General features: G+C 48.0%; 22 protein-coding genes. 21 read left to right on the top strand and 1 reads right to left on the bottom strand.

The genetic code is table 11. From position 1 onward, the window contains the following. Window positions 1-31: 31 nt before the first annotated feature. The 13 genes from ACZLMD_RS08320 (at window position 32) to recR (ending at window position 14,346) form a co-directional block, all read left to right on the top strand. On the top strand, window positions 32-442 hold the full coding sequence (locus tag ACZLMD_RS08320; RefSeq protein ID WP_482522771.1) for a hypothetical protein: 411 nt from the start codon (window positions 32-34) through the stop codon (window positions 440-442). A gap of 330 nt (window positions 443-772) precedes the next feature. Continuing rightward, window positions 773-1,957, top strand: coding sequence for a cysteine desulfurase NifS (nifS, locus tag ACZLMD_RS08315; RefSeq protein WP_022305261.1), 1,185 nt, complete (start codon window positions 773-775; stop codon window positions 1,955-1,957). Between the two features lie 46 nt (window positions 1,958-2,003). Further along, the gene (gene nifU / locus ACZLMD_RS08310; RefSeq protein WP_022305262.1) at window positions 2,004-2,432 is read left to right on the top strand and encodes a Fe-S cluster assembly scaffold protein NifU; all 429 of its coding nucleotides are present in this window, start codon (window positions 2,004-2,006) and stop codon (window positions 2,430-2,432) included. 294 nt (window positions 2,433-2,726) lie between these two features. Further along, the gene (gene mnmA / locus ACZLMD_RS08305) at window positions 2,727-3,812 is read left to right on the top strand and encodes a tRNA 2-thiouridine(34) synthase MnmA (protein WP_022305263.1); all 1,086 of its coding nucleotides are present in this window, start codon (window positions 2,727-2,729) and stop codon (window positions 3,810-3,812) included. Between the two features lie 25 nt (window positions 3,813-3,837). After that, window positions 3,838-5,040, top strand: a complete 1,203-nt coding sequence (locus tag ACZLMD_RS08300; protein ID WP_489495528.1) for a hypothetical protein — start codon at window positions 3,838-3,840, stop codon at window positions 5,038-5,040. A gap of 125 nt (window positions 5,041-5,165) precedes the next feature. After that, on the top strand, window positions 5,166-5,876 hold the full coding sequence (locus tag ACZLMD_RS08295) for a zinc metallopeptidase (protein ID WP_022305265.1): 711 nt from the start codon (window positions 5,166-5,168) through the stop codon (window positions 5,874-5,876). 150 nt (window positions 5,877-6,026) lie between these two features. Then, entirely contained in the window at window positions 6,027-7,820 is a 1,794-nt protein-coding gene (locus ACZLMD_RS08290; RefSeq protein WP_022305266.1) for an L-fucose isomerase, read from the top strand. A 270-nt stretch (window positions 7,821-8,090) separates the two neighbouring features. After that, window positions 8,091-10,331, top strand: coding sequence for a glycogen/starch/alpha-glucan phosphorylase (locus ACZLMD_RS08285; RefSeq protein WP_489495527.1), 2,241 nt, complete (start codon window positions 8,091-8,093; stop codon window positions 10,329-10,331). Between the two features lie 9 nt (window positions 10,332-10,340). Then, window positions 10,341-10,547 carry a hypothetical protein gene (locus tag ACZLMD_RS08280; protein ID WP_022305268.1) on the top strand — a complete coding sequence of 69 codons (207 nt, stop codon included), beginning with the start codon at window positions 10,341-10,343 and terminating at the stop codon, window positions 10,545-10,547. A 47-nt stretch (window positions 10,548-10,594) separates the two neighbouring features. Further along, entirely contained in the window at window positions 10,595-11,668 is a 1,074-nt protein-coding gene (locus ACZLMD_RS08275) for a 6-phosphofructokinase (RefSeq protein WP_022305269.1), read from the top strand. A gap of 64 nt (window positions 11,669-11,732) precedes the next feature. Further along, window positions 11,733-13,304: a DNA polymerase III subunit gamma/tau gene (dnaX, locus tag ACZLMD_RS08270; RefSeq protein ID WP_484107170.1), complete on the top strand. Its 1,572-nt coding sequence runs from the start codon at window positions 11,733-11,735 to the stop codon at window positions 13,302-13,304. Between the two features lie 18 nt (window positions 13,305-13,322). Further along, a complete protein-coding gene (locus ACZLMD_RS08265; protein ID WP_022305271.1) occupies window positions 13,323-13,673 on the top strand; it encodes a YbaB/EbfC family nucleoid-associated protein in 351 nt (116 codons plus the stop codon). Between the two features lie 76 nt (window positions 13,674-13,749). Then, window positions 13,750-14,346 (top strand): recombination mediator RecR, encoded by a 597-nt coding sequence (gene recR, locus ACZLMD_RS08260; protein ID WP_455057361.1) that lies wholly within the window; start codon window positions 13,750-13,752, stop codon window positions 14,344-14,346. Here recR and yyaC read toward each other — a convergent pair. Then, entirely contained in the window at window positions 14,287-14,901 is a 615-nt protein-coding gene (gene yyaC, locus ACZLMD_RS08255) for a spore protease YyaC (RefSeq protein WP_022305273.1), read from the bottom strand. The genes recR and yyaC overlap by 60 nt on opposite strands. 231 nt (window positions 14,902-15,132) lie before the next feature. On the opposite strand from yyaC, the gene ACZLMD_RS08250 reads away from it, so the two are divergent. The 8 genes from ACZLMD_RS08250 to ACZLMD_RS08215 form a co-directional block, all read left to right on the top strand. Further along, complete coding sequence (locus ACZLMD_RS08250) at window positions 15,133-16,434, top strand: LysM peptidoglycan-binding domain-containing protein (RefSeq protein WP_158577212.1); 1,302 nt, start codon at window positions 15,133-15,135, stop codon at window positions 16,432-16,434. Between the two features lie 112 nt (window positions 16,435-16,546). Further along, window positions 16,547-17,710: a DUF5711 family protein gene (locus ACZLMD_RS08245; RefSeq protein ID WP_118560768.1), complete on the top strand. Its 1,164-nt coding sequence runs from the start codon at window positions 16,547-16,549 to the stop codon at window positions 17,708-17,710. Between the two features lie 182 nt (window positions 17,711-17,892). Continuing rightward, on the top strand, window positions 17,893-18,306 hold the full coding sequence (rpsL, locus tag ACZLMD_RS08240; RefSeq protein WP_022305277.1) for a 30S ribosomal protein S12: 414 nt from the start codon (window positions 17,893-17,895) through the stop codon (window positions 18,304-18,306). 155 nt (window positions 18,307-18,461) lie between these two features. Next, window positions 18,462-18,932, top strand: a complete 471-nt coding sequence (rpsG, locus tag ACZLMD_RS08235; protein WP_022305278.1) for a 30S ribosomal protein S7 — start codon at window positions 18,462-18,464, stop codon at window positions 18,930-18,932. A 24-nt stretch (window positions 18,933-18,956) separates the two neighbouring features. Continuing rightward, window positions 18,957-21,074, top strand: a complete 2,118-nt coding sequence (gene fusA / locus ACZLMD_RS08230; protein ID WP_118560772.1) for an elongation factor G — start codon at window positions 18,957-18,959, stop codon at window positions 21,072-21,074. 149 nt (window positions 21,075-21,223) lie between these two features. Next, window positions 21,224-22,411: an elongation factor Tu gene (tuf, locus tag ACZLMD_RS08225; protein ID WP_022305280.1), complete on the top strand. Its 1,188-nt coding sequence runs from the start codon at window positions 21,224-21,226 to the stop codon at window positions 22,409-22,411. Window positions 22,412-22,558: 147 nt separating this feature from the next. Further along, window positions 22,559-23,704 (top strand): metallophosphoesterase family protein, encoded by a 1,146-nt coding sequence (locus tag ACZLMD_RS08220; protein WP_482522093.1) that lies wholly within the window; start codon window positions 22,559-22,561, stop codon window positions 23,702-23,704. 23 nt (window positions 23,705-23,727) lie between these two features. Next, on the top strand, window positions 23,728-25,316 hold a 1,589-nt coding region (locus tag ACZLMD_RS08215), incomplete at its 3' end, for an AAA family ATPase (protein WP_489495526.1).

Raw genomic sequence — 25,316 nt, 5'->3', positions numbered from 1 at the left:
ACAGTATTGATATAGAATGGAAGGACGAAAGATGGGCAGAATACGCAATTGGATGCATGGCAAGGGCAGAGGTATTGTCATTGTGGTCATGATCCTGCTGGCATTGTGGATCATTGTGGACTTTTACCGGACAAACCACGAGCAGCCGGAACAGTCGGACAAACCGGTACAGCAGATGGCACCGGTGAAGGATGCTTCCTCGGAGGATACACAGGATGCGGATATACGGGAGGATACCGATTCCACTGCGAAACCGGACGATGCAGACAGCACCCCGGATCAGCAGGATGGACAGACGGAGAGCGAGGAGGATGTCGGAAGAAACACGCAGGATCAGGACTCTTCGGATACCGAGACGACCCGGGAGGATACGAAGGATTCCGGGATGACGACCACAGAGGAGGATGTCGGAGCAGGCAGTGAGGCTTGCCGCACTGAGTAGAGCGGCGGACAGGCTGGAAGATTATGGAATAAAACATACCGGCAATGGGGAGAATAGCAGTGGGAACTGCACCGGTGAATAAGGCTTCTTACATTGCAGAAATTGATATAAATGAGAAAATTTGTCAAAAGCGGCATCCGGCTTTTTTGTAAATGCAAAGATTGATGCAAAAGGATCTGCCAGACGGGCGGATCAGCGGAACGCACGGGAAGTTAGCAGTTGACAATAGTAGCGAAATGAGTATAATTACAGACAGCCCATAGAGTTAGTAGGAAATGTCTTCCTGCAGATACTTTAAATATATGACGATAGAGAATGGAGTGTGTTATTATGAGTAAACTTATTTATTTGGATAATGCAGCGACAACATCGGTCAGACCGGAAGTGTTTGAGACGATGAAACCATATTATCTGGAGAATTACAGCAATCCATCCAGTGTATACAGCTTTGCAGGCGAAGCCAAAAAGGCAATGGAGGACGCCAGAAAGGTGATTGCGGATTCTCTTGGTGCAGCAGCAACAGAGATTTATTTCACCGGTGGTGGCAGTGAGTCTGATAACTGGGTGCTTAAGGGAGTTGCAGAGGCATACCGGTCCAAAGGAAAGCATATTATCACATCCAAGATCGAGCATCATGCAATTCTGCATACCTGCGAGTATCTTGAGAAACATGGTTATGAGGTTACTTATCTTGATGTGGATGAGAATGGTCTTGTGTCACCGGAGGAGGTTGAGAAGGCGATCCGTCCGGATACGATCCTGATCAGTATTATGTTTGCCAATAATGAGATCGGAACGATCGAGCCGATCAAGGAGATCGGAGAGATTGCACATAAGCATGATATTCTGTTCCATACAGATGCGGTACAGGCATATGCACATGTACCGATCAACGTGCAGGAGATGAACATTGACATGTTAAGTGCCAGTGGTCATAAGTTTCACGGGCCAAAGGGAATCGGCTTCCTTTATATGAGTAATAAGGTCAAGATCGGACCGCTGATCCATGGTGGTTCTCAGGAGAGATCCCGCCGTGCAGGTACCCACAACGTGCCGGGCATCGTAGGAATGGCAAAGGCAGCAGAGCTTGCATTTGCTTCCATGGATGAGACTATGGCAAAGGAGAAGGCACTCAGAGATCATCTGATCGAGAGACTGGAGAAGGAGATTCCTTATTCCCGTCTGAACGGTGACCGTGTAAAGCGTCTGCCAAATAACGTAAACTTCTGTTTCCGTTTTATTGAGGGCGAGTCCCTGCTGATCCTTCTGGATCAGAACGGCATCTGTGCATCCAGTGGATCCGCTTGTACATCAGGCTCTCTGGATCCGTCTCATGTGCTTCTGGCAATCGGACTGCCTCATGAGATCGCACATGGTTCGTTGCGCCTGACTCTTTCTGAGGATAACACGATGGAAGAGATGGATTTTGTGGCAGATCAGGCGAAGAAGATCGTAGAGAGACTGCGCAGCATGTCTCCGCTGTACGATGATTTCGTAAAGAAGCAGAATCAGTAATTGTTTTACAACCCTGTAGATCAGACAAAAGAAAGGGAGATTATCAATGAATTATAGCGAAAAAGTAATGGATCACTTTAATAATCCGAGAAACGTAGGCGAGATTGAGAACGCCAGCGGTGTCGGCACGGTCGGTAACGCAAAGTGCGGTGACATCATGCGTATTTATCTGGATATTGATGAAGATACAAAGATCGTAAAGGACTGCAAGTTTAAGACTTTCGGCTGTGGTGCTGCAGTGGCAACCAGCAGTATGGCAACGGAGCTTGTCAAGGGCAAGACGATCTATGAGGCACTCGAGGTGACTAATAAGGCGGTTATGGAGGCTCTTGACGGACTTCCTCCTGTAAAGGTACATTGTTCCCTACTCGCAGAGGAGGCAATTCATGCCGCTCTCTGGGATTATGCAGAGAAGAATCATATTACGATCGAGGGACTGAAGAAGCCAAAGACAGATATCTCTGACGAGGAGTAATCGACGAGGTGGTTCCGGGGCTGCGGCAATAGCGGCACGGGAGACTGAGACTTCATGCGTGAATGTGATCATATTGTAGAATGACAGACCGGACGGCTGTGTGAGCAGACGTCCGGTTTTGTATACGTCATTTTCAATCACATAAACGCTATTTGGAACTGGATATACAGGCACAAATTACTGCTTGCCTGACCCCTCGATAGGCATTATACTATAGCTAACAGACCGGTCACCGAGGTGCGTGCGGCGGCTGATCCTGACAGAGATGATTTTGCAGATGAAATGAGGAATAAAGTGGCAGAGAATAACAAAAAGACAGTGGTAGTGGGAATGTCCGGAGGTGTTGATTCCTCTGTGGCAGCTTATTTATTAAAGGAACAGGGATATCATGTGATCGGTGCGACCATGCAGATCTGGCAGCAGGAGGATCGCTGCAGTATTGAGAAGGAAGGCGGCTGCTGCGGCTGGAGTGCCGTGGAGGATGCAAGGCGTGTGGCGCATATGCTGGATATTCCGTATTATGTCATGAACTTTCGGGACGAGTTTCAGGAGAAGGTGATTGATTATTTTGTGAAGGAGTACCGCAGGGGCAGAACGCCGAATCCGTGTATTGCTTGTAACCGCTATGTGAAGTGGGAATCCCTGCTTCACCGCAGCATGGAAATCGGAGCGGATTATATTGCGACCGGTCATTATGCAAGGATTGTGCAGTGTGCGAATGGACGGTATGCCATCGCACCGTCCGTGACCGCCAGAAAGGATCAGAGTTATGCACTTTACAATCTGACGCAGGAGCAGCTTGCACATACGCTGATGCCGGTCGGAGATTACACGAAGCCGCAGGTGCGGGAGATTGCCGCGAAGATTGGGCTGGAGGTGGCCAATAAACCGGACAGCCAGGAAATCTGTTTTGTGCCGGATCAGGACTATGCAGGTTTTATCGAGCGTGAGACCGGGCAGAAGGAGCTCCCGGGTAACTTTGTGACAGAGGATGGCAGGATTTTGGGACAGCATAAGGGAATCTCGCATTATACCGTGGGACAGCGCAAGGGCTTAAATCTTGCAATGGGGCATCCGGTCTTTGTGACACAGATCCGTCCGGACACCAGAGAGGTCGTGATCGGGGAGGCGCAGGATGTTTTTACGGACCGGCTGACGGCAGACAGGATCAATTATATGGCGGCGGATCATTTTGAAAAGGGACAGATCGTTACAGCCAAGATCCGATATTCCCATGCAGGGGCAAGGTGTGAGATCGAGGAGTGTACAGGGGATCGTATTACGGTTCATTTTCCAGAACCGGTTCGCGCGGTGACACCGGGACAGGCGGTTGTCTTTTATGAAGACGGTGTTGTGCTGGGCGGCGCTACGATCTGTTAAAGGCACAATGTGAAGGGGGCTTTCAATGAAAAAGAATCAATGGACCGGAAAAGCAGCCGGTGTGCTGCTGGGAGTGCTTTTGGCAGCGCTGGCGTTTGGAATGCCGGGGGCAGACAAAGCGTTTGCTAAAACGCAGACACCACAGGAGGCGGCGGAGAAAGTTACACAGGCATGGCAGACTGCCGGCAGTCAGAAGAAGACGAAGACGGTTCAGGTAACGCTGGCATCTTCGAAGCAAAATCTCTGGAAAACATCATCAGCATTTACAACGGCAATGAACGCTGCAATATACGACAATGCGTATCTGTCCGAAGAATGGGACAGTATGGCGACTGAATGGATGAACCTGCGTGTGCGCAAAATAAAGAAAGGCACGAAGGGCTATACGGATGAGGTGACAGGTGTAAAGGTCCGTATGAAGCACAGCAGCGGGAAACTGACATACCGATTTGTGATCAACGGCAGGAACAAAGACACGAAGGAGATGTACCGGGATATCGAAGCCAACAAATATTGTGCGGCTCAGATTCAGAATGCGACGAAGGATATGGATCAGTATAACAGGGCATGGTATGTCAATGAGTGGGTGCAGGCGCATTCCCATTTCGAGGATGGCTATACACCGGGCTGGGCTGCGTTAAAGAACAGAAAAGCACATGGCGTATGTTATGATCTTGCTTATTTTTATGAGCTGGCAGCCTGCTATGCCGGAGTGGAGCATTTTGGACGTGTTTCCAACAGCGGTCATACCTGGAACGTCGTTAAGATTGACGGGACGCGGTATTATATTGATGTATCCCTTTCTGTGGCAGTGGTGCAGAATTATTATGAACTGATGGCAGGTCTCGTCGATTTTCTGAACAATGACACGGCGATGAGCGAGAGAGTATCATTAAGCAAAAATGTAAAGTATGGTGGTCTTCATGGACCGACGATCAGAGTAAGGGACGGCTATTCCAATGAGCTTTGGAACAAGGTGCAGGTGTGGAAAGCGTCTATGCCGGAAGCAGAATGGAAAGCAAAGATCGATTTGTATTATAATTCTGATTTCTGTGTTCTGAAGGGATATGGTCTCACAAGGGAGCAGATATTCTCTGAACCATGGGAAGTGGGAATTGCCCGGTTCGGCATGCAGACGCTAAAGCAGGCAACAGACCTTACAATGCCGTATTCTTACGGAGAAGCGGACAAACCAAAGACCTGGCTGTACGCATGGGTTCGCAAGTAATCCGTGGTTTATATATTTTTAAGAAAGAATCATAAATAGTTTCTTGTTTTTAAGGGGAAAATATGATAGTCTGTTTGCTAACCTGATCAGGCAGGGCACAAGCAAAAGTAAAGGAGGAGTCACATATGCCAATGGGAATGGGTTATGGATATTATTGGGATCCGACATATGTTCTCGTGATCATCGGAGCGGTGATCTGTATGATCGCATCGGCAAATGTCAGTGGCACATACAAGAAATATAACCGGGTACGAAACAGCAGAAATATGACAGGTGCGCAGGTGGCTGCGCAGATCCTGCAGGAGGCGGGACTGAGTCATATCCGGATCGAGCATATCAGCGGAGATCTGACCGATCACTATGATCCGTCCGCAAAGGTACTTCGTCTGTCGGACAGCGTCTATGGTTCGACCTCGATCGCAGCAGCTGGTGTGGCGGCGCATGAGTGCGGTCATGCGATCCAGGACAAGGTCAACTATGTGCCGATCCGGCTTCGTAATGCGATCGTTCCGGTCGTCAATCTGGGCTCAAAGCTTTCCTGGCCGGTGATCATCCTCGGATTGATCCTCGGAAGAGCCGGACTGCTTCAGATCGGTATCTTATTATTTGGACTTACTCTTCTGTTCCAGGTAGTCACACTTCCGGTGGAGTTTAACGCCTCCGGCCGTGCACTCAAGATCCTCGATCAGAGAGGGATCCTCGGACATGAGGAGATGCGTGGTGCAAGGAAAGTGCTTGGTGCGGCAGCCATGACATATGTCACGGCAACTATCTCTACGCTTCTCCAGTTACTGCGTCTGGTGCTCCTTTTCGGAAACCGTTCTAACAGAGACTGATAACGAAGCAGTCATAAATAGTAAAAAAATGCGCAAACTTAAAAAGTTTGTGCATTTTTTTGCGATTTGCGGTACAATAAATCTAGCAGGTTTTATGAGCCGGCAATGAATTTAAGGCAAAATATAATGTTTGGAAAGGATGGAGATGGAATGGCAGAAAACAGATTGATTGGGGATTATCCGGTAATTGGTATTCGTCCGACGATTGATGGACGAAGAGGACCGCTCAAGGTTCGTGAGTCACTGGAGGCTCAGACAATGGGAATGGCAAAGAACGCGGCAAAGCTTTTTGAGGAGAATCTGCGTTATTCCAACGGTGAGCCGGTAAAGGTTGTCATCGCGGATACAACGATCGGACGTGTTGCAGAGGCAGCAGCCTGTGCAGATAAATTCCGCAGGGAGGGTGTTGATATTACACTTACCGTAACTCCTTGCTGGTGCTACGGATCAGAAACCATGGATATGGATAAGAACACCATCAAAGCAGTATGGGGCTTTAATGGTACAGAGAGACCCGGTGCGGTTTACCTTGCAGCAGTTCTTGCGGCACATGCACAGAAGGGACTTCCTGCATTCGGCATTTATGGAAGAGACGTTCAGGAGGCAGACGCTGAGGAGATTCCTGAAGATGTAAAGGAGAAGCTGCTTCGTTTTGGACGTGCAGCGATCGCCGCAGCAACCATGAGAGGAAAGTCTTATCTGCAGATCGGTGCGGTGACAATGGGTATTGCAGGATCTATCGTTAACTGCGAGTTTATCGAGGAATATCTTGGCATGCGTGTTGAGTCTGTCGATGAGGTAGAGATCATCCGCCGTATGTCAGAGGGCATTTACGATCATGAAGAGTTTGAGAGAGCCTTGTCGTGGACTGAGTCCCACTGCAAGGAGGGTTGGGATAAGAATCCTGATTTTGTAAAGAGAAACGATGAGCAGAAGCAGCGTGACTGGGAGTTCGTTGTAAAGATGATGTGTATCATCAAGGATCTGATGAATGGTAACAAGAATCTTCCGGAGGGCAGAGAGGAAGAGGCTGTCGGACATAATGCCATCGCAGCAGGCTTCCAGGGTCAGAGACAGTGGACAGACTTCTACCCGAACGGAGATTTCGCAGAGGCACTCTGTAACTCCTCCTTCGATTGGAACGGAGCAAGAGAGCCATACATTCTGGCAACAGAGAACGATACCCTGAACGGACTTGGAATGCTGTTTATGAAGCTGTTGACCGGACGTGCACAGATCTTTGCGGATGTTCGTACATATTGGAGCCCGGATGCCGTTAAGAAAGCAACCGGGTATGAATTAGAGGGTATTGCCAAGGAGGCAGGCGGCTTCCTTCATCTGATCAACTCCGGAGCAGCTTGTCTGGATGCCTGCGGAGAGGTTAAGGACGAGAACGGCAACGGTGTGATCAAGCCGTTCTGGGAGATGACCGAGGCAGATCAGAAGGCATGTCTGGAGGCAACCGAGTGGTGTGCAGCCGATAACGGATATTTCCGTGGAGGCGGCTTCTCTTCCAGATATCTGACAAGAGCAGAGATGCCTGCAACCATGATCCGTCTGAATCTGGTGAAAGGACTCGGACCGGTTCTGCAGATCTGTGAGGGTTATACGATCAATCTGCCGGATGAGATTTCCGACAAGATCTGGAAGCGTACCGACTACACATGGCCATGTACCTGGTTCGCTCCACGCGTTACCGGAGAGGGTGCATTTAAGACGGCTTACGATGTTATGAATAACTGGGGTGCTAACCATGGTGCGATCAGCTATGGTCACATCGGTGCTGATCTGATCACACTGGCATCTATCTTGAGAATCCCGGTATGCATGCACAATGTACCGGAGGAGGATATCTTCCGTCCGTCTGCATGGAACGCATTTGGCATGGACAAAGAGGGTCAGGACTATCGTGCCTGCGCAGCATATGGCCCTCTCTACAAATAATACATGTGCGGTGCCGGAAGGAATACATTGGAATGTATTCGCCGAAAGCAGTGCATTATGTAAAAACTTTGCGTAAAGAATGAAAAGAAGCTGTGAAGCCTCCGAAATCATTGTGTTTACAGGGGCGCAGCCGACATAGAATGCGGTTGTTTCTTTTTGACCGTGACATGAAAGTATGGTATACTTATCTGTATGTGGGACAATATGAGAGGTACAGGTGAGTATACCATATTGTTTTTAGTTAATAGGAAACTTGTGAGGAGGTTCATTATGTTTGAACAGGAGATTGAGAGTATTGCAGCAGGCGGAAGTAATGAAGAGATTTATTACAATCTGCTGAATCTGACCAAGAAGGCGATTGACCGGAAGGGACGGATTGAAGGAAAGAAAAAGGTATATTACATATCTGCAGAGTTTCTGATCGGAAAGCTTTTGTCCAACAATCTGATCAATCTGGGACTGTATGACACAGTCAATGAAGCACTGAAAAAGCATGGAAAGACAATGGCAGACATTGAGGAGATCGAGCCGGAGCCATCCCTTGGTAACGGAGGTTTGGGACGTCTGGCAGCGTGCTTCCTGGATTCCATTGCAACACTGGGACTGCCGGGAGACGGTGTTGGTCTCAATTACCACCTTGGCTTATTTAAGCAGGTGTTTGAGAAGAACATGCAGAAGGAGACAGCGAATCCATGGATTCAGGATCAGAGCTGGCTTCGCAGAACGAATGTCGGTTATCCGGTTATTTTTAATAACAAGACGGTACAGTCTGTGATGTATGAAATTGACGTAACCGGCTATGATAATAAGGTCAATACTCTGAAGCTGTTTGATCTGGACAGCGTGGATGATTCCATTGTGCAGGATGACAGCATCTGGTTCAACAAAGAGGAGATTGCAAAGAATCTGACGCTGTTTTTGTATCCGGATGACAGCGATGTGCAGGGACAGATGCTTCGTATTTATCAGCAGTATTTCATGGTCAGCAATGCGGCACAGCTGATTCTGGATGAGGCAGTGGCAAAGGGAAGCAACCTGTATGATCTGCCGGATTATGCGGTTGTTCAGATCAATGATACCCATCCGACAATGGTGATCCCTGAGCTGATCCGTCTTCTGGTCAACCGTGGTATCGAGATGAACGATGCAATCGGTATTGTAACCAGAATGTGCGCATATACCAATCACACGATTCTTGCAGAGGCACTCGAGAAGTGGCCGATGTGGTATCTTGAGAAGGTTGTTCCTCAGCTTGTACCGATCATTAAGATGCTTGATGTAAAGGTAAAGGAGAAGTATTCTGATCCGGGAGTTGCGATCATCGACGAGAATAATACTGTGCATATGGCGCATATCGACATTCATTACAGCAGCAGTGTCAACGGTGTGGCATATCTGCATACAGAGATCTTGAAGAACTCCGAGTTAAAGCCGTTCTATGATCTGTATCCGGAGAAGTTCAACAACAAGACGAACGGTATCACATTCCGCCGCTGGCTGCTTCACTGCAACCACCAGCTGACGGATTACATTAGCGGCAAGATCGGTCCGGACTTCAAGAAGGACGCATCCAAGCTGGAGGATCTGTTAAAGTATAAGGACGATCAGAAGGTATTGGATGATATTTATGAGATCAAGACAGAGAAGAAGAAGGAGCTTGCTGCATACCTGAAGGAGAAGGAGAACGTTGAGATTGATGTAAACTCTGTATTCGATGTACAGGTAAAGCGTCTTCATGAATACAAGCGCCAGCAGATGAACGCATTATACGTGATCCACAAGTATATGGATATCAAGGCAGGCAATAAGCCAAAGACACCGGTTACCGTGATCTTTGGAGCCAAGGCAGCACCAGCATACACGATCGCAAAGGATATTATCCATCTGATCCTGTGCCTGTCCGAGCTGATCAACAATGATCCGGAGGTAAGCCCGTATCTTAAGGTTGTTATGTTAGAAAACTACAATGTATCTTATGCCGAGAAGGTGATTCCGGCAGCAGATATTTCAGAGCAGATCTCTTTAGCTTCCAAGGAGGCGAGCGGAACCGGTAATATGAAGTTCATGCTCAACGGGGCGATCACTCTTGGTACAGAGGATGGAGCCAATGTTGAGATCCATCAGTTTGTCGGTGATGACAATATTTATATTTTCGGTCAGTCAAGTGAAGAGGTTATCGAGCATTATGCAAAGGCAGATTATAGTGCAGAGTCCATCTATGATACAGATCCGGAGATCGCAAAGCTTGTTGATTTTATTATCAGCAAGGAGATGTTCGCAGTAGGCAATAAGAAGAGCCTGATCCGTCTGTACATGGAGCTTCTGACAAAGGACTGGTTCATGACACTGCTTGACGTAAAGGAATATATTCAGGTGAAGGAGAAGATGCTTCAGGACTATGCAGATAAGAATGCGTGGGAGAAGAAAATGCTTGTTAATATTGCAAAGGCAGGATTTTTCTCATCCGATCGTACGATCGCACAGTACAATGAGGATATCTGGCATCTGTAGAGGTGAATTATGAATACGATGCTTACGGTAATCGTATCCCCGGCGGTGGCAGGCGTAGTGCTGGTCGTTGTTCTGGCTGGCGGTTCGCTGATGTATCACATTGTCCGGAAGAAGTACGGATATACGCCGGAGAGACAGAAGGAGTTGGACGAGGTGCAGGAAGGAAAAGCCTCGGAAGATACATCACACCATTCGTGTGAGAAGAAACGTTACTGAGATAAGAGTATTTGGGGCGCTTTGGGGGCGCAGAATTGGAGGGCAACGTGAAAAGAATCGGTTTTTTGACAAGTGGTGGCGACTGCCAGAGTTTAAATGCAACCATGCGTGGCGTGGCAAAGACATTATATCAGGCGGATCCGGAGGTGGAGATCTATGGTATCCTGGAGGGATACAAGGGACTGATCTACGGCAATCGCCGTAAGCTGGAGCCAAAGGATTTCTCCGGCATTCTGACAGAGGGTGGCACGATCATCGGAACCTCCCGCCAGCCGTTCAAGAAGATGGGCGAGCCGGATGAGAACGGGCTTGATAAAGTAAAAGCTATGTTAGACAATTACAAGAAATGGAAACTGGATTGTCTGGTTATCCTCGGTGGTAACGGTACCCATAAGACAGCGAACCTCCTCAGTGAGAAAGGCTGTAACGTGGTAACGCTTCCAAAGACCATCGACAACGATATCTGGGGAACCGATATCACCTTCGGCTTCCAGAGCGCTGTGAATATCGCCACCAATGCGATCGACTGCATCCATACGACAGCAGCTTCCCACGGACGTGTATTTATCGTTGAGGTTATGGGTCACAAGGTTGGCTGGCTGACACTCCATGCCGGTATTGCCGGTGGAGCAGACATCATTCTTCTGCCGGAGATCCCATATGACATTGATTCTGTGGTCAGGGCTCTGGAGAAGAGAAGTGCGCAGGGCAAACGGTTCTCGATACTTGCGGTAGCTGAGGGTGCGATCTCCAAGGAGGATGCAGCCTTAAGCAAGAAGGAATTAAAGGCAAAACGGAAGAAGATGGCATATCCGTCGATCTCCTATGAGATCGGTGCCAAGATTCAGGAGAAGACCGGTCAGGAGGTGCGTATTACCGTTCCGGGACATATGCAGCGAGGCGGCGAGCCTTGTCCGTATGACCGCGTGCTTTCCACAAGACTGGGCGCGGCGGCAGCACAGCTTATCATCAAGAAGCAGTATGGTTATATGGTTGGTATTGTCAACGGAGAGACTGTGCCGGTTCCACTTTCTGAAGTGGCAGGTAAACTGAAAATGGTTGATCCGAAGTCATCCATTATTCAGGAGATCAAGGATATGGGCATCTGCTTCGGCGATTAACAGCAGGGGGATTTTATACCATATCTGAAGAGAATTACAAGATTTAATGAAACAGGAGGCGAATATGTCATACACGGCATTATATCGCAAATTTCGACCATCCGGCTTTGATGAGGTTAAAGGACAGGATCAGATCGTGACAACACTCCGCAACCAGATCAAGACAGACCGGATTGGTCATGCCTATCTGTTTTGCGGTACAAGAGGTACCGGTAAGACCTCGGTTGCAAAGATCATGGCAAAGGCAGTCAACTGTGAGTCGCCGGTAGATGGAAGTCCATGCAACCAGTGTGCAATGTGTCAGAAGATCAACAGCCAGACCTCGATGAATGTGATCGAGATTGATGCGGCATCCAACAATGGTGTCGGCAATATCAGGGATATCATTGATGAGGTACAGTATTCGCCGACAGAAGGGCGTTATAAGGTTTATGTCATTGACGAGGTGCATATGCTTTCTACAGGAGCATTTAATGCACTCTTAAAGACGCTGGAGGAGCCGCCGGAGTATGTGATCTTTATTCTGGCGACGACAGAGGCACATAAGATTCCGATCACGATCCTTTCCAGGTGCCAGCGGTACAATTTTAAGAGGATCACGATCGATACGATCCAGGCACGTCTGCGGGAGCTGGTCGACAAGGAGCAGCTTGAGGTTGAGGACAAAGCACTGCGCTACATTGCGAAGACAGCGGACGGTTCGCTGCGTGATGCACTCAGTCTGCTGGATCAGTGTATTGCCTTTTATCTGGGGCAGGCACTGACCTATGATAAAGCACTTGAGGTGCTTGGTGCGGTTGATACCGCCGTGTACAGCAGAATGTTCCGGTATGTGGCACAGTACAATGCTGTCGGTTGTCTGGAGCTTGTCGAGGAGATGATGGTCAGCGGACGTGATCTGACGCAGTTTATCAATGAATTTATCTGGTATCTGCGTAATCTGCTGTTGATCGCAAGCTCCGAGCAGGGCAGTGAGCTTGTGGATGTATCAAGCGAGCAGCTTGTAAGTCTGAAGGAGGAGAGCCGGATGCTTCCGCAGGAGACGCTGATCCGTTATATCCGGATCTTATCGGAATTATCCAATCAGATCCGGTATGCCGTGCAGAAGCGTATTTTGATCGAGGTCGCACTGATCAAGCTCTGTAAGCCGCAGATGGATGAAAAGCAGGATATGACAACAATACTGCAGCGGCTGGATGCCATGGAAAAGCAGCTGGAAAACGGCGTCGTTCATACACCGGTACAGCAGGCAGCAGCTCCGGTGAAGGCAGAGCCGAAGGAGGATGTTCCTAAGATTTACCCGAAGGCAGTGCCGGAGGATATCAAAGAGCTGTTAAAGCAATGGCCGCAGGTGATCGCACAGTGTGGTCCCGTAGAGCGGATCGCTCTTGAGAATGCCAAGAGAACCGTTGGAGAGAACGGAGCACTTGTGCTGCAGTTTGCCGATGCGACGGATGGCGGAATTTTCCAGCAGGATGATGGCAAGCGTCTGGAGGAACTGAACGTGATCGTTCAGGAAATCCTCGGCAAGGAAGTCGAGATCCAGACCCGCGTTGTCTCTGAGAAGGTGCAGGAGCAGTATGAGGACATTGGTAATATTATCCATTTCGATGGAATAGAAATCGTAGACGAATAGAAAGGCAGGATTTTAATTATGGCAAAAAGAGGTGGATTTCAGGGCGGAATGCCGGGAAATATGAATAATCTGATGAAGCAGGCACAGAGAATGCAGCGTCAGATGGAAGAGAGAACAAAGGAGATGGAAGAGAAGGAGTTCGAGGCATCTGCCGGCGGTGGAGTTGTTACCGTTAAGGTATCCGGCAAAAAGGAAGTGATTTCCGTAAAGCTTTCTGAGGAGGTTGTAGATCCGGACGATATCGAGACACTCGAGGATCTGATCGTGGCAGCAACCAACGAGGCACTTCGTAAGATGGATGAGGAGAATACTCAGATGATGCAGCAGCTCACAGGTGGTCTTGGCGGACTCGGCGGCGGATTGTTTTAATTTGGATTTCAGGACATGTGAATAACATAGGCAGAAGTACATGAAAGCATAGAAAACCGAAGGGAAAGTGACCAAAATGGATGTATACAGCAGTCAGATTACGACTCTTGTAGAACAATTATCGAGACTGCCGGGAATCGGTGCCAAGTCAGCACAACGTCTGGCATTTCATATACTCAATATGCCGGAGGATCAAGTGGCAAGTCTTTCTCAGGCGATGACAAATGCCAAGAAGAATGTACACTACTGTAAGGAGTGCTGTACATATACCGATCAGGAGCTGTGTCCGATCTGTGCCAGCGATAAGCGGAATCATCGTGTGATCATGGTAGTAGAGAATCCCAGAGATCTGGCAGCCTATGAGAAAACCGGCAAGTTTGACGGTGTTTATCATGTGTTGCATGGGGCAATCTCGCCGATGCTTGGAATCGGACCTGCCGATATCCGGCTGCGCGAGCTGATGGTGCGTCTGCAGAAGGACGTCGATGAGGTGATTGTTGCCACCAACAAGAATCTGGAAGGCGATGCCACGGCGACTTACATTAGTAAGCTGGTGAAACCGACCGGGATCAAGGTCAGCCGAATTGCAAGCGGCGTTCCGGTGGGCGGCGATTTAGAGTATATCGATGAGGTGACGCTTCTGCGGGCTCTGGAGGGAAGGACGGACATGTAATGCGTTCAGGATCCCCTGTGTGATGAAGCCGGCAAGCTCGGCGACCGTCAGAAGCTTTGTTGTCTGCAGCGTCAGATGATTATTGCTTCCTGAGTGATTGACAATACCGGTGATGTGGATGTCGCCGGCGGCGGGAAGGCTGCGGCTGACACCGATGCCGGGACGGAGACTACCGGTACCGAGAGTGACGAAGCCGATGTGCTCCGAAACACCAAGCGACGCATCGATCGCAATAATAAAAGGATCTGAATAGCGGTTATATATGGAAGAGAGAGTATCTGACAGATTACCGGCATGCACGGTATGACGCAGACTTCCGTATACAGCCGCTTTTTGTTTTTGGCTGCCGTTTCTGCGGTTTCCTGCTGACAGAACGGAGGAAAGCTGCTCGCCGATGATCGGTCCGAGACAATCTCCGGTCGCACGGTCTGAGCCGATACATAGAAAGACGATCGGGCGGTCATGAACCTGAGCGATCATTTGAGAAAGAGCACTGCAGAATTTGTTCTGGCTCTTTGCGGCAGCAGGTGTAAAATAAAGTGTTGTATTTGTCATAGTAATTGTTTCTCCATATATTTGATTTGCGTTGATTGTTATAAGTATGCCCGGCAGAGGAAAAACTAAACCTTCATTTTTCGAACGGCATGTCGAAATGTTTCCTGTGATATCCGAAAACAGCACATTGCTTCGACAGAAATCATCACCGGCAAAGTGCTATAGTTACAACTGAAAATTCCGTAATCAGAACGGATGAAAATCAGGGAAAACGTAGTGAGGTGTAAGGTGATGGAGGAGACAACAAACGGTGCAAAAGAAGAAAAAAATATTTACGAATACAATAAATACCCGAAAAATGTCCGCCAGATAGGTGTCCCACTTCCGGGACAGAAGATATATCTGGAGGACTATGTGATCACTTATCTGAAGCAATGCTTTGTCCATGCGCAGGAGCCGGTGGTTGTTCTTCTGCTAGGAAAGTATGGGGAACAGGAAGCAAAGGAAGCAGTCTTTCTGTATGGAGCGATGGCTCTTGAAGAGGAGAAAATTCTGGAAAAGGGCGGTATCGAACAAGAAACCTGGGATCAGGTGCACCAGAGCATTGCTGAAAATTTTCCGGAGGCGCAGGTGCTCGGATGGGCGTGCGGAGTTCCGATGTGGAGCAGTAATGTGGACAGTCAGGTGCGCCGTCTCCAGAAAAAGGAATTTGCCAGAGAGAACAGGACTTTATTCTTGTGGGATTTAAGCGAGAAGGAAGAAAAAATCTTTCTGTGGCAGAGGAGCATGCTAAAGGAAATGTCCGGCTATTATGTGTATTTCGAAAAAAATCCGCAGATGCAGAATTTTATGCTTGACAGCACAGAACCGGAGAGTATCGACGGAGACTATAAGGATACCGTAACGGTATCGATGCGTCATGTGATAGAGGAAAAGGAGGAGCACAAGAAGAACATGCAGCTTCTGGCATACTGCGGAGCGGTGGCGGCCGGAATCGCCCTGCTGTTCGGTGTACATACGATGTTGGACAGCACGGCACGGATCCGGAAAATGGAACAGACAGTAGATACGCTGACAGAATACGTCGGAAAGCAGCAGGAGGATGTGGCCGCCATGTCAAGACAGGCGCAGAATACCGAGGACACTGTGAAGGAGATTCCGAGACAGAGTGCTGAATCGGTACAGACGACGGATGCATCATCGCGGAGAAAAACAACGGAGCAGGCTGGTGAAGCTGTACAACAGGGAGACGAGAATGCAGGGACAGCGCAAAGCGGTGCGGACAAGCAGGATAAGGAAGAAATTGATACAAAGACGAGTCCTGAAAATGGGACAGATCAAAAGCCGACCGGAGCAGGAAAAAGTGCGGCAGGGACGGAAAGCAAGCAGTCAGCCGGCAGCCGTGCAAAGAAAACAAGCATCGGAAGCGGGACGCAGAGCTACATTGTGCGAAAGGGCGATACGCTATCGCAGATCGTCTGGCGGCAGTACCATGATCTTTCCTATGAGAAAAAGATCAAAAAGGCAAACGGTCTGAAGGATGCCGATGCAATTTATGAGGGGCAGTGCATCGTTCTTCCGGATTACAAATAAGATGTCCGGGGAGAGTGCAGAAAATAAAACGGGTGTTGTATATTCGATGAAAGTTATGTAAAATAAGTGGTAGTCCAAGTGGCTATCACTTATTTTAGATTGGAGCAAAACTATGTCTGATGAAATGAATCCGGCAGAGGCAAAGGTTTCCCTGTGGCATAACAGAATGTTCATTGTGATCTGTCTTGCCAGCGTTGTTGTGGCAGTGGGAATCTTTATTCTTCTGATCAACGGATATATCAATAAGCAATATACAGAATATGAAGTCCTGAAGGAGACGCAGAGACAGGACGCGGGAACGGAGCGCTATATCAATAATGATGACTCGCTGATCAAGTACAGCAAGGACGGAATCTCAGGTGTGGATATGGAAGGGAAAACACTCTGGACCGGAAGTTACGAAATGAGTAACCCATCAGTTGTGATCAGAGGCGAATATATCCTTGTGGCAGATATTGGTGGCAAGGATGCGGTGATCTACAATGGCAAGCATGAAGCAACAGAGCTGTCGGTAGATTATGAGATCAAGCAGGCGGATGTATCGAAGCAGGGACTCGCGGCGCTTTTGCTGGAGGACAGTTCCTCGGATATGATCAATATTTACAATCCCTACGATGTCTCCTCGAAGCTGCTTGTGAAGATTCCGACCAATGTGGATGACGGTTATCCGGTCTGTATGGCGATCTCGCCGGACGGTACGAGCGTGGTTGCTTCCTATATCTGTGTCGTGAACGGGACGGCAGAGAGCCGCGTTGTATTTTATAACTTCTCGGATGTCGGAAAGAATTCCGACTGCATTGTCGGAGCGAAGAATTATCAGAAATCGCTTGTGACGGATGTACATTTTCTGTCGGACGATCAGGTGGTTCTTTTTGCGGACAGCGGCTTTTATATCTGGAAAGGAATGAAGCAGCCCAAGCAGATCGTCCGGAAAAAGGTGCGAAAGAATATCAAGAGTGTTTTCTATAATAAGAGCGCGATCGGGCTGGTGTTGGATACGGGCAGTAAGAAAACTCCGTATCATATGGACATTTACAATACCAAAGGAAATAAGACTTCATCGTTTGATTTCGCAAACGATTATAATGATATTCAGCTTGATGGGAATGAGATCCTGTTTTATTCCGCAAAGGAATGCGGGGTGTTCCGGCTGAATGGTGTGCTGAGATTTCATGCATCGGTGGAAGAAGGCGTTGATTATTTCTTCCGCGGCAATGGCAGGAATCATTATTACCTGTTTAATGACAGCACGATTCAGGAGATCAAGTTGAAATAAATGATCTGATGATACATGCAACAGACTTCTCCGATTTCTATGTTTGTGACTTCTCTCAGAAATTACAAAAATAGCCGGAAAAGTGCTTGACAAACCCTTCCGGTGGGCATATACTGAACAAGTGCGTGTTTTTCGCGTACTTTTTTGCGTATTTTTATTATGATCACAGGAGGTGAAAATTAATGCCAACATTTAACCAGTTAGTAAGAAAGGGAAGAAAGGTTTCTTCAAAGAAGTCTAATTCTCCTGCACTTCAGTACACCTACAACTCTCTGAACAAGAAGACAGTAGCTCAGAGTTCTCCACAGAAGAGAGGTGTTTGTACTGCAGTTCGTACTGCTACACCTAAGAAGCCTAACTCAGCTCTTAGAAAGACCGCCAGAGTTCGTCTCTCAAACGGTATCGAGGTTACAACTTATATTCCGGGTGAGGGTCATAACCTTCAGGAGCATAGTGTCGTACTCATCCGTGGCGGAAGAGTAAAGGATTTGCCAGGTACCAGATATCATATTATCCGTGGTACACTCGATACAGCCGGTGTTGCAAACAGAAAGCAGGGCCGTTCTAAGTATGGAGCAAAGAGACCTAAGAAGTAATCATTCACTAATTTGGGGATGTGCCGGATTAATTTTTACTGATTAACCTGGTGCGGACACAGAAATTCGTGAGTACCGATGAATTAATGATGGCAATACGCTGATGCAGTGTCGGCTGTGTAGTATTGTCAAATAATATTAAGGAGGGAAGTAACGTGCCACGTAAAGGACATATACAGAAAAGAGATGTATTAGCAGATCCTGTCTACAAGAGCAAGGTAGTTACAAAGCTGATCAACAATATCATGTTAGATGGTAAGAAAGGTGTTGCTCAGAAGATCGTTTATGGTGCATTTGAGCAGATCGCTGAGAAGTCCGGTAAGGACGCGCTCGAAGTATTCGAGGAGGCAATGAACAATATCATGCCACAGCTTGAGGTTAAGGCAAGACGTATTGGTGGTGCTACTTATCAGGTACCTATCGAGGTTAGACCTGACAGAAGACAGGCACTCGCTCTTCGCTGGCTTACTCTGTTCTCACGCAAGAGAGGCGAGAAGACAATGAAAGAGAGACTTGCTAACGAGATTCTTGATGCATCAAACAATACTGGCGCTGCCGTTAAGAGAAAAGAAGATATGCACAAAATGGCAGAGGCAAACAAGGCATTTGCACATTATCGCTGGTAAGATTCATAGAGGAGGTAAACGACCTTGGCTGGAAGAGAATATCCACTTGACAGAACAAGAAATATCGGTATCATGGCTCATATCGATGCGGGTAAGACCACTTTGACAGAGCGTATTCTTTATTATACCGGTGTAAATTATAAGATTGGTGAGACTCATGATGGTGCGTCTACGATGGACTGGATGGAGCAGGAGAAAGAGAGAGGTATTACAATTACCTCCGCTGCTACAACATGTCACTGGACACTTGAGGATCATCATAAACCAAAGGCTGGTGCATTAGAGCATCGTATCAATATCATCGATACTCCGGGTCACGTAGACTTTACTGTAGAGGTAGAGCGTTCACTGCGTGTACTGGATGGTGCTGTCGGTGTGTTTGATGCTAAGGCAGGTGTTGAGCCACAGTCAGAGAACGTATGGCGTCAGGCAGACACATATAATGTACCACGTATGGCATTCATCAATAAGATGGACAAGATGGGTGCTGATTTCTTCATGTCTGTTCAGACAATCATTGATCGTCTGGGCAAGAATGCTATCCCAGTACAGATTCCAATCGGTAAGGAAGATGACTTTATCGGTCTGATCGATCTTTTCGAGATGGATGCGTACTATTATAAGAATGATGAGGGTACTGACATTGAGATCACAGAGGTTCCTGACGATCTGAAGGATCTTGCACAGGAATGGCATGACAACCTTATCGAGAAGGTTTGCGAGTTAGACGATGATCTCCTTGAGAAGTATCTTGAGGGTGAGGAGCCATCTATCGATGAGCTCAAGAAAGCACTCCGTAAGGGAACAATTGCTTGTGAGGCAGTTCCGGTATACTGCGGTTCCGCATACAAGAACAAGGGTGTTCAGAAGCTGCTCGATGGCGTTATCGAGTTCATGCCTGCACCAACAGATATCCCTGATATCACAGGTGTTGATGAGGAAGGAAACGACGTTGTTCGTAAGTCATCTGATGACGAGCCTTTCGCAGCACTTGCATTCAAGATCATGACTGATCCGTTCGTAGGAAAGCTCGCATTCTTCCGTGTTTATTCCGGTACACTGAACTCAGGTTCTTACGTACTGAATGCGACAAAGGATAAGAAAGAGCGTGTCGGACGTATCGTACAGATGCACGCAAACAGCCGTAGCGAGATCGACAAGGTTTATTCCGGTGATATCGCTGCAGCAGTAGGTTTCAAGATTACCACAACAGGTGATACTATCTGTGATGAGCAGCATCCGGTAATCCTTGAGTCTATGGAATTCCCTGAGCCGGTTATTGAGCTTGCTATCGAGCCTAAGACAAAGAACGATCAGGGTAAGATGGGTGAGGCTCTTGCAAAGCTTGCAGAAGAGGATCCTACATTCCGTGCTCACACAGATTCAGAGACCGGTCAGACAATCATCGCCGGAATGGGCGAGCTTCATCTGGAAGTTATCGTAGACCGTCTCCTTCGTGAGTTTAAGGTAGAAGCAAATGTTGGTGCTCCACAGGTAGCATACAAGGAGACAATCACTAAGGCTGTTGATATCGACAGTAAGTATGCTAAGCAGTCCGGTGGACGTGGTCAGTACGGACATTGTAAAGTTAAATTTGAGCCAATGGATCCGAACGGTGAGGAGACATTCAAGTTCGAGTCTACCGTTGTCGGTGGTGCAATTCCTAAGGAGTATATCCCAGCAGTTGGCGAGGGTATCGAGGAAGCAGCTCAGGCAGGTATCCTTGGTGGTTATCCGGTGCTTGGTGTATATGCTAACGTTTGGGATGGTTCTTACCATGAGGTCGATTCATCCGAGATGGCATTCCACATTGCCGGTTCTATGGCATTCAAGGACGCTATGAAGCAGGGTAATCCTGTTCTTCTTGAGCCAATCATGAAGGTCGAGGTAACAATGCCTGAGGAGTACATGGGCGATGTTATCGGAAGTCTGAACGCTAAGCGTGGTCAGATCGAGGGTATGGACGATATCGGTGGTGGAAAGATTGTACGTGCATTCGTACCGCTTGCTGAGATGTTCGGATACTCAACAGAGCTTCGTTCCAGCACACAGGGACGTGGTAACTACTCAATGTTCTTTGAGAAGTATCAGCAGTGTCCTAAGAATGTTCAGGACAAAGTGCTTGCTTCTAAAGACAAATAATAATTAGAAAATGTTATTAAAAATGTGTCTCATAGTATAAAAAGCACTTGAAAATTCCTTGAAAGTGCAATATAATAATGCCCATAGCGTGAAATTTGTCCGTGATGGGCAGACTATGAGTCGTATGAATTTAAGGAGGATAATTAAAAATGGCTAAAGAAAAGTTTGAAAGAACCAAACCCCATTGTAACATTGGTACCATCGGTCACGTAGATCATGGTAAAACAACACTTACTGCTGCTATCACAAAGGTACTTGCTGCAAGAGTTCCAGGTAACGCAGCTGAGAACTTTGAAGATATCGATAAGGCTCCAGAGGAGAGAGAGCGTGGTATCACAATCTCTACTGCTCACGTTGAGTATCAGACAGAGAAGAGACATTACGCACACGTTGACTGCCCAGGTCATGCTGATTATGTAAAGAACATGATCACTGGTGCTGCCCAGATGGATGGTGCTATCCTCGTAGTAGCTGCTACTGATGGTGTTATGGCTCAGACAAAGGAGCATATCCTTCTGTCCCGTCAGGTAAACGTACCTTATATCGTAGTATTCCTTAACAAGTGTGATATGGTTGACGATGAGGAGCTGATCGAGCTCGTAGAGATGGAAGTAACCGAGGCACTTGAGGAGTATGGTTTCGAAGGCTGCCCAATCATCAAGGGTTCTGCTCTTAAGGCTCTTGAGGATCCAAACGGTGAGTGGGGCGACAAGATCATGGAGCTCATGGATGCAGTTGATGAGTTCATTCCAGATCCAGAGCGTGCTACAGATAAGCCATTCCTGATGCCTATCGAGGATATCTTCACAATTACCGGTCGTGGTACTGTTGCAACCGGTAGAGTAGAGCGTGGTGTTCTCCACCTCAACGAGGAAGTTGAGATCGTCGGTGTTAAGGAAGAGGTTCAGAAGACTACTGTAACTGGTATCGAGATGTTCCGTAAGCTTCTTGATGAGGCTCAGGCTGGTGATAACATTGGTGCTCTTCTTCGTGGTATCAAGAGAGAGGATATCGAGAGAGGTCAGGTACTTGTAGCTCCTGGTACAACTACTTGCCACAAGAAGTTCACAGCTCAGGTTTACGTACTGAAGAAAGAGGAGGGTGGTCGTCATACTCCTTTCATCAATAACTATCGTCCACAGTTCTACTTCAGAACAACTGACGTAACAGGTGTATGTAACCTTCCTGATGGTGTTGAGATGTGTATGCCAGGCGATAACGTAGAGCTTACTGTAGAGCTCATTCACCCAATCGCTATGGAGCAGGGTCTTAACTTCGCTATCCGTGAGGGTGGACGTACAGTAGGATCTGGAAAGGTTGCTACAATCATCGAGTAATCTTTGATCCGACTTGTATCAAACTGGATTTTAAAGAGCTTTCCGAACAATCGGAAAGCTCTTTTTTGCACCCGTTTGTACTTGCACAAACGGGTGTTTTTTTATACTATATACACAGACAGATCATGCAGGGGACAGGAGGAAGCTATGATTAAAATTTTTGTAACCGGCGACAACCACTTTGGCAAAAAGTACGACAGATATCCGGAGATCCGCGACAGGCTTGTGGATAACCGTTTTGTATGCTTTGAGAAGATGGTTGAGAAGGCGGAGCAGGAGGGCTGCGATATCTTTGCAGTGACCGGAGATCTTTTCGACAATTGCAGCAGTATCCGTAAGTCGGATGTAGAAAGGGTCGTGCGTATTCTGGCGGGATTTGCAGGCAGAGTGCTGGTGCTTCCGGGCAATCACGATTATTATACCGGAGAGGAAAAGGTCTGGAAGGATTTTGATGATGCTCTGCGAACATGTGACAATAACATTATCCGACTGGATCGGTTTGAGCCATACCCGATTGAAATTGCGGAGGAGACCGTCGTTATTTATCCGGCGTTTTGCCGGTCGAAGCATTCCCGAGAGAATAATTTGGGGTGGATCAAGAAAATGAGTGTCCTGAAAAGCGGACAGATCAACGTTGGAATGGCGCATGGTGCGATTGAGGGTGTTACACCCGATATGCAGAAAGAGTATTTTTTGATGACAGAGCCGGAGCTGCAGGCGATCCCAATGGACGTATGGCTGGTCGGACACACACATATACCGTATCCGGGCGGACTTTCAGAGGACGAAGAGATTGGCGGATACCGTATATTTAATGCGGGAACGCATGCGCAGACGGATCTGCATAATAATACCCGTGGATATGGTTTTATTATTTCTGTTGACAAGCAGGGAGACAAAGCGCAGGTGTCTGCGAAGAAATATCAGAGTGGAACGATTTTCTTTTATGATATTGCAGTGCGGGTTTCATCGGCAGAGGGGGATTCTCTGGAAGCACTTCTGCAGGAAAAGCTGGATCCGTTAGAAGCGGAGTCTGTTGTGCGTCTCACAGTCACCGGAAGCGTGCTTAGCGAGGAATACAGCAGACGGCAGGAGCTGTATAAGAAATATTGCGACAGATTCTTATCCTGGGAGCTTCAGGACGATGAACTGCACGAAGAGATTACATTAGACCGGGTGCGGGAAGAATTTGCGGAGAGCAGCTTTGCGGCTAAGCTTATGGAGGCGCTTCAGGGGGATCAGACGGAACTGCAGATGGCATATGAACTGCTGCAGGAATGCAGCCGGGAATAACCGGCGCGGCAGTAAGGAGGATTATGAAACTAAAGGAAGTACAATGTGATCAGTTTGCCGGGCTGAATAGGAACGATCCGGCTTCCACGATCAAGTTTGGTGATGGTCTGAATCTGATCGTGGGTGACAATGAACAGGGCAAAAGCACGATGGTCGATCTGATCTATTATCTTTTGTTCAAGGATGTGAAACTGGATACCAGAAGTGACAAGGAATTTATTGCCAGATATTTTCCGCAGAAAACAACGGGACGTGCGGGAGATGTGATTGATGGTGCTCTGGTCTTTGAAGACGAAGAGGGCGAATGCTGCATCCGGAAGGAATGGGAGAAAAAGGGAGGAATCTGCCGTCTGACTTTGCCGGATGGAACGCTCATCAGGGATCCGGATGCGTTAAAACAATATCTTCGGGATACGCTTCCCTATCAGGAAGGAATTTACGGGGAAATTGTTTTCGCTTCCCAGAAGAGACAGTTAAATTGCGTGAAGAGCATTATGGAAGGCTTAAACCGCGACAAGGCGACAAAGGATAAGCTGCAGCAGACGAGGGAAACGTTGTTTTCGGTATTAAACCGTGCCGCTTTAGAGACCGGTGGCGTTGCATTGGATGAACTGGAAAAGCAGATTGAACAGAGACTTACACAATATAATGCCCATTGGGATGACCGGATGGAGCTGCCGGAGGGTGGCGTGAAAAGAGGTATCCATAACAAATGGAAGAAAGAAGTCGGACTCATCCTGCAGGCGTATTATGAGATGGAGGAGGTTCGCGGAAAACTGCGGAAGGCAGAGGCGGACGAGGAAACCTGCGAGGAGATCACCGACCGGATCCGCAGCCTGGAGAAGGAAAAGGAGCTGCGGACAGCGGAGAAGGAGGAATTTTCCGGTGTTCGCACAGCACTTAAGACGCGCCGTATTTTATTAGAGAAGCTGACGGATCAGACGGAGCGTATCCGCGAAATGGAGAACGTTTTACAGGAGTGGCCCAAGCTTTCCGAACAGATCGCACAGGCACAAGCCTTGAAGGAACAGAGAAATCAGGTTACACTCCTGCGGCAGTATGAACAGGCGGACCGGATCCGTATCAACCGGGAGTCTGCAGCAGACAGACTGCAGCAGATGATGCCGGTAACGCAGGAAGACATTGATACATACCGGAAGGCACAGCGTCGAAAAGCCGGTCTGGAAGGGAAAATGTCCGGTCTTAGTCTTGTTGCAAGGATTCAGATGCGGGGAGACAATCCGGTGCATGTATCGCAGCTTGCTTCCGGAGAGGAACTGGCGGCGGATGGTAATGAATTTCAGATCAATGCTGCCGTGGAGATTGAGATCCCGGAGGTAATGAAAATGCAGCTCCTTCCACAAGATGTGGATGTCGATGCACTTCGGGAAGAGATCAAAGCGTGTGATGTGGTTATGAATCACATCATGGATCAGTATAAGACGGATTCCTGCGATAAGCTGGAGGAGATGAAAACATTATATCAGCAGTGTCAGTTCGAAATGGAACGACTGGATGCACAGTGGGATCAGATCCTTGGTGGTGCCGACTGGGAAAGTCTGAAAAAAGCCGCAAACGCTGCCCCGCCCAAACCGCCGCGAACCGCCCGAGC

The sequence above is a fragment of the Jutongia sp. genome (assembly GCF_057878315.1).
This window is presented reverse-complemented; position numbering and strand designations above follow the sequence as displayed.

Excerpts from the sequence above, each read along its gene's own strand:
- ACZLMD_RS08290 (WP_022305266.1), top strand. The coding sequence starts at position 6,027 with ATGGCAGAAAACAGATTGATTGGGGATTATCCGGTAATTGGTATTCGT.
- ACZLMD_RS08245 (WP_118560768.1), top strand. The coding sequence starts at position 16,547 with ATGTCTGATGAAATGAATCCGGCAGAGGCAAAGGTTTCCCTGTGGCAT.
- ACZLMD_RS08295 (WP_022305265.1), top strand. The coding sequence starts at position 5,166 with ATGCCAATGGGAATGGGTTATGGATATTATTGGGATCCGACATATGTT.
- ACZLMD_RS08250 (WP_158577212.1), top strand. The coding sequence starts at position 15,133 with ATGGAGGAGACAACAAACGGTGCAAAAGAAGAAAAAAATATTTACGAA.
- nifS (WP_022305261.1), top strand. The coding sequence starts at position 773 with ATGAGTAAACTTATTTATTTGGATAATGCAGCGACAACATCGGTCAGA.
- yyaC (WP_022305273.1), bottom strand. The coding sequence starts at position 14,901 with ATGACAAATACAACACTTTATTTTACACCTGCTGCCGCAAAGAGCCAG.
- ACZLMD_RS08265 (WP_022305271.1), top strand. The coding sequence starts at position 13,323 with ATGGCAAAAAGAGGTGGATTTCAGGGCGGAATGCCGGGAAATATGAAT.
- dnaX (WP_484107170.1), top strand. The coding sequence starts at position 11,733 with ATGTCATACACGGCATTATATCGCAAATTTCGACCATCCGGCTTTGAT.
- ACZLMD_RS08300 (WP_489495528.1), top strand. The coding sequence starts at position 3,838 with ATGAAAAAGAATCAATGGACCGGAAAAGCAGCCGGTGTGCTGCTGGGA.
- ACZLMD_RS08220 (WP_482522093.1), top strand. The coding sequence starts at position 22,559 with ATGATTAAAATTTTTGTAACCGGCGACAACCACTTTGGCAAAAAGTAC.
- tuf (WP_022305280.1), top strand. The coding sequence starts at position 21,224 with ATGGCTAAAGAAAAGTTTGAAAGAACCAAACCCCATTGTAACATTGGT.
- nifU (WP_022305262.1), top strand. The coding sequence starts at position 2,004 with ATGAATTATAGCGAAAAAGTAATGGATCACTTTAATAATCCGAGAAAC.
- ACZLMD_RS08320 (WP_482522771.1), top strand. The coding sequence starts at position 32 with ATGGGCAGAATACGCAATTGGATGCATGGCAAGGGCAGAGGTATTGTC.
- recR (WP_455057361.1), top strand. The coding sequence starts at position 13,750 with ATGGATGTATACAGCAGTCAGATTACGACTCTTGTAGAACAATTATCG.
- rpsL (WP_022305277.1), top strand. The coding sequence starts at position 17,893 with ATGCCAACATTTAACCAGTTAGTAAGAAAGGGAAGAAAGGTTTCTTCA.
- ACZLMD_RS08280 (WP_022305268.1), top strand. The coding sequence starts at position 10,341 with ATGAATACGATGCTTACGGTAATCGTATCCCCGGCGGTGGCAGGCGTA.
- ACZLMD_RS08285 (WP_489495527.1), top strand. The coding sequence starts at position 8,091 with ATGTTTGAACAGGAGATTGAGAGTATTGCAGCAGGCGGAAGTAATGAA.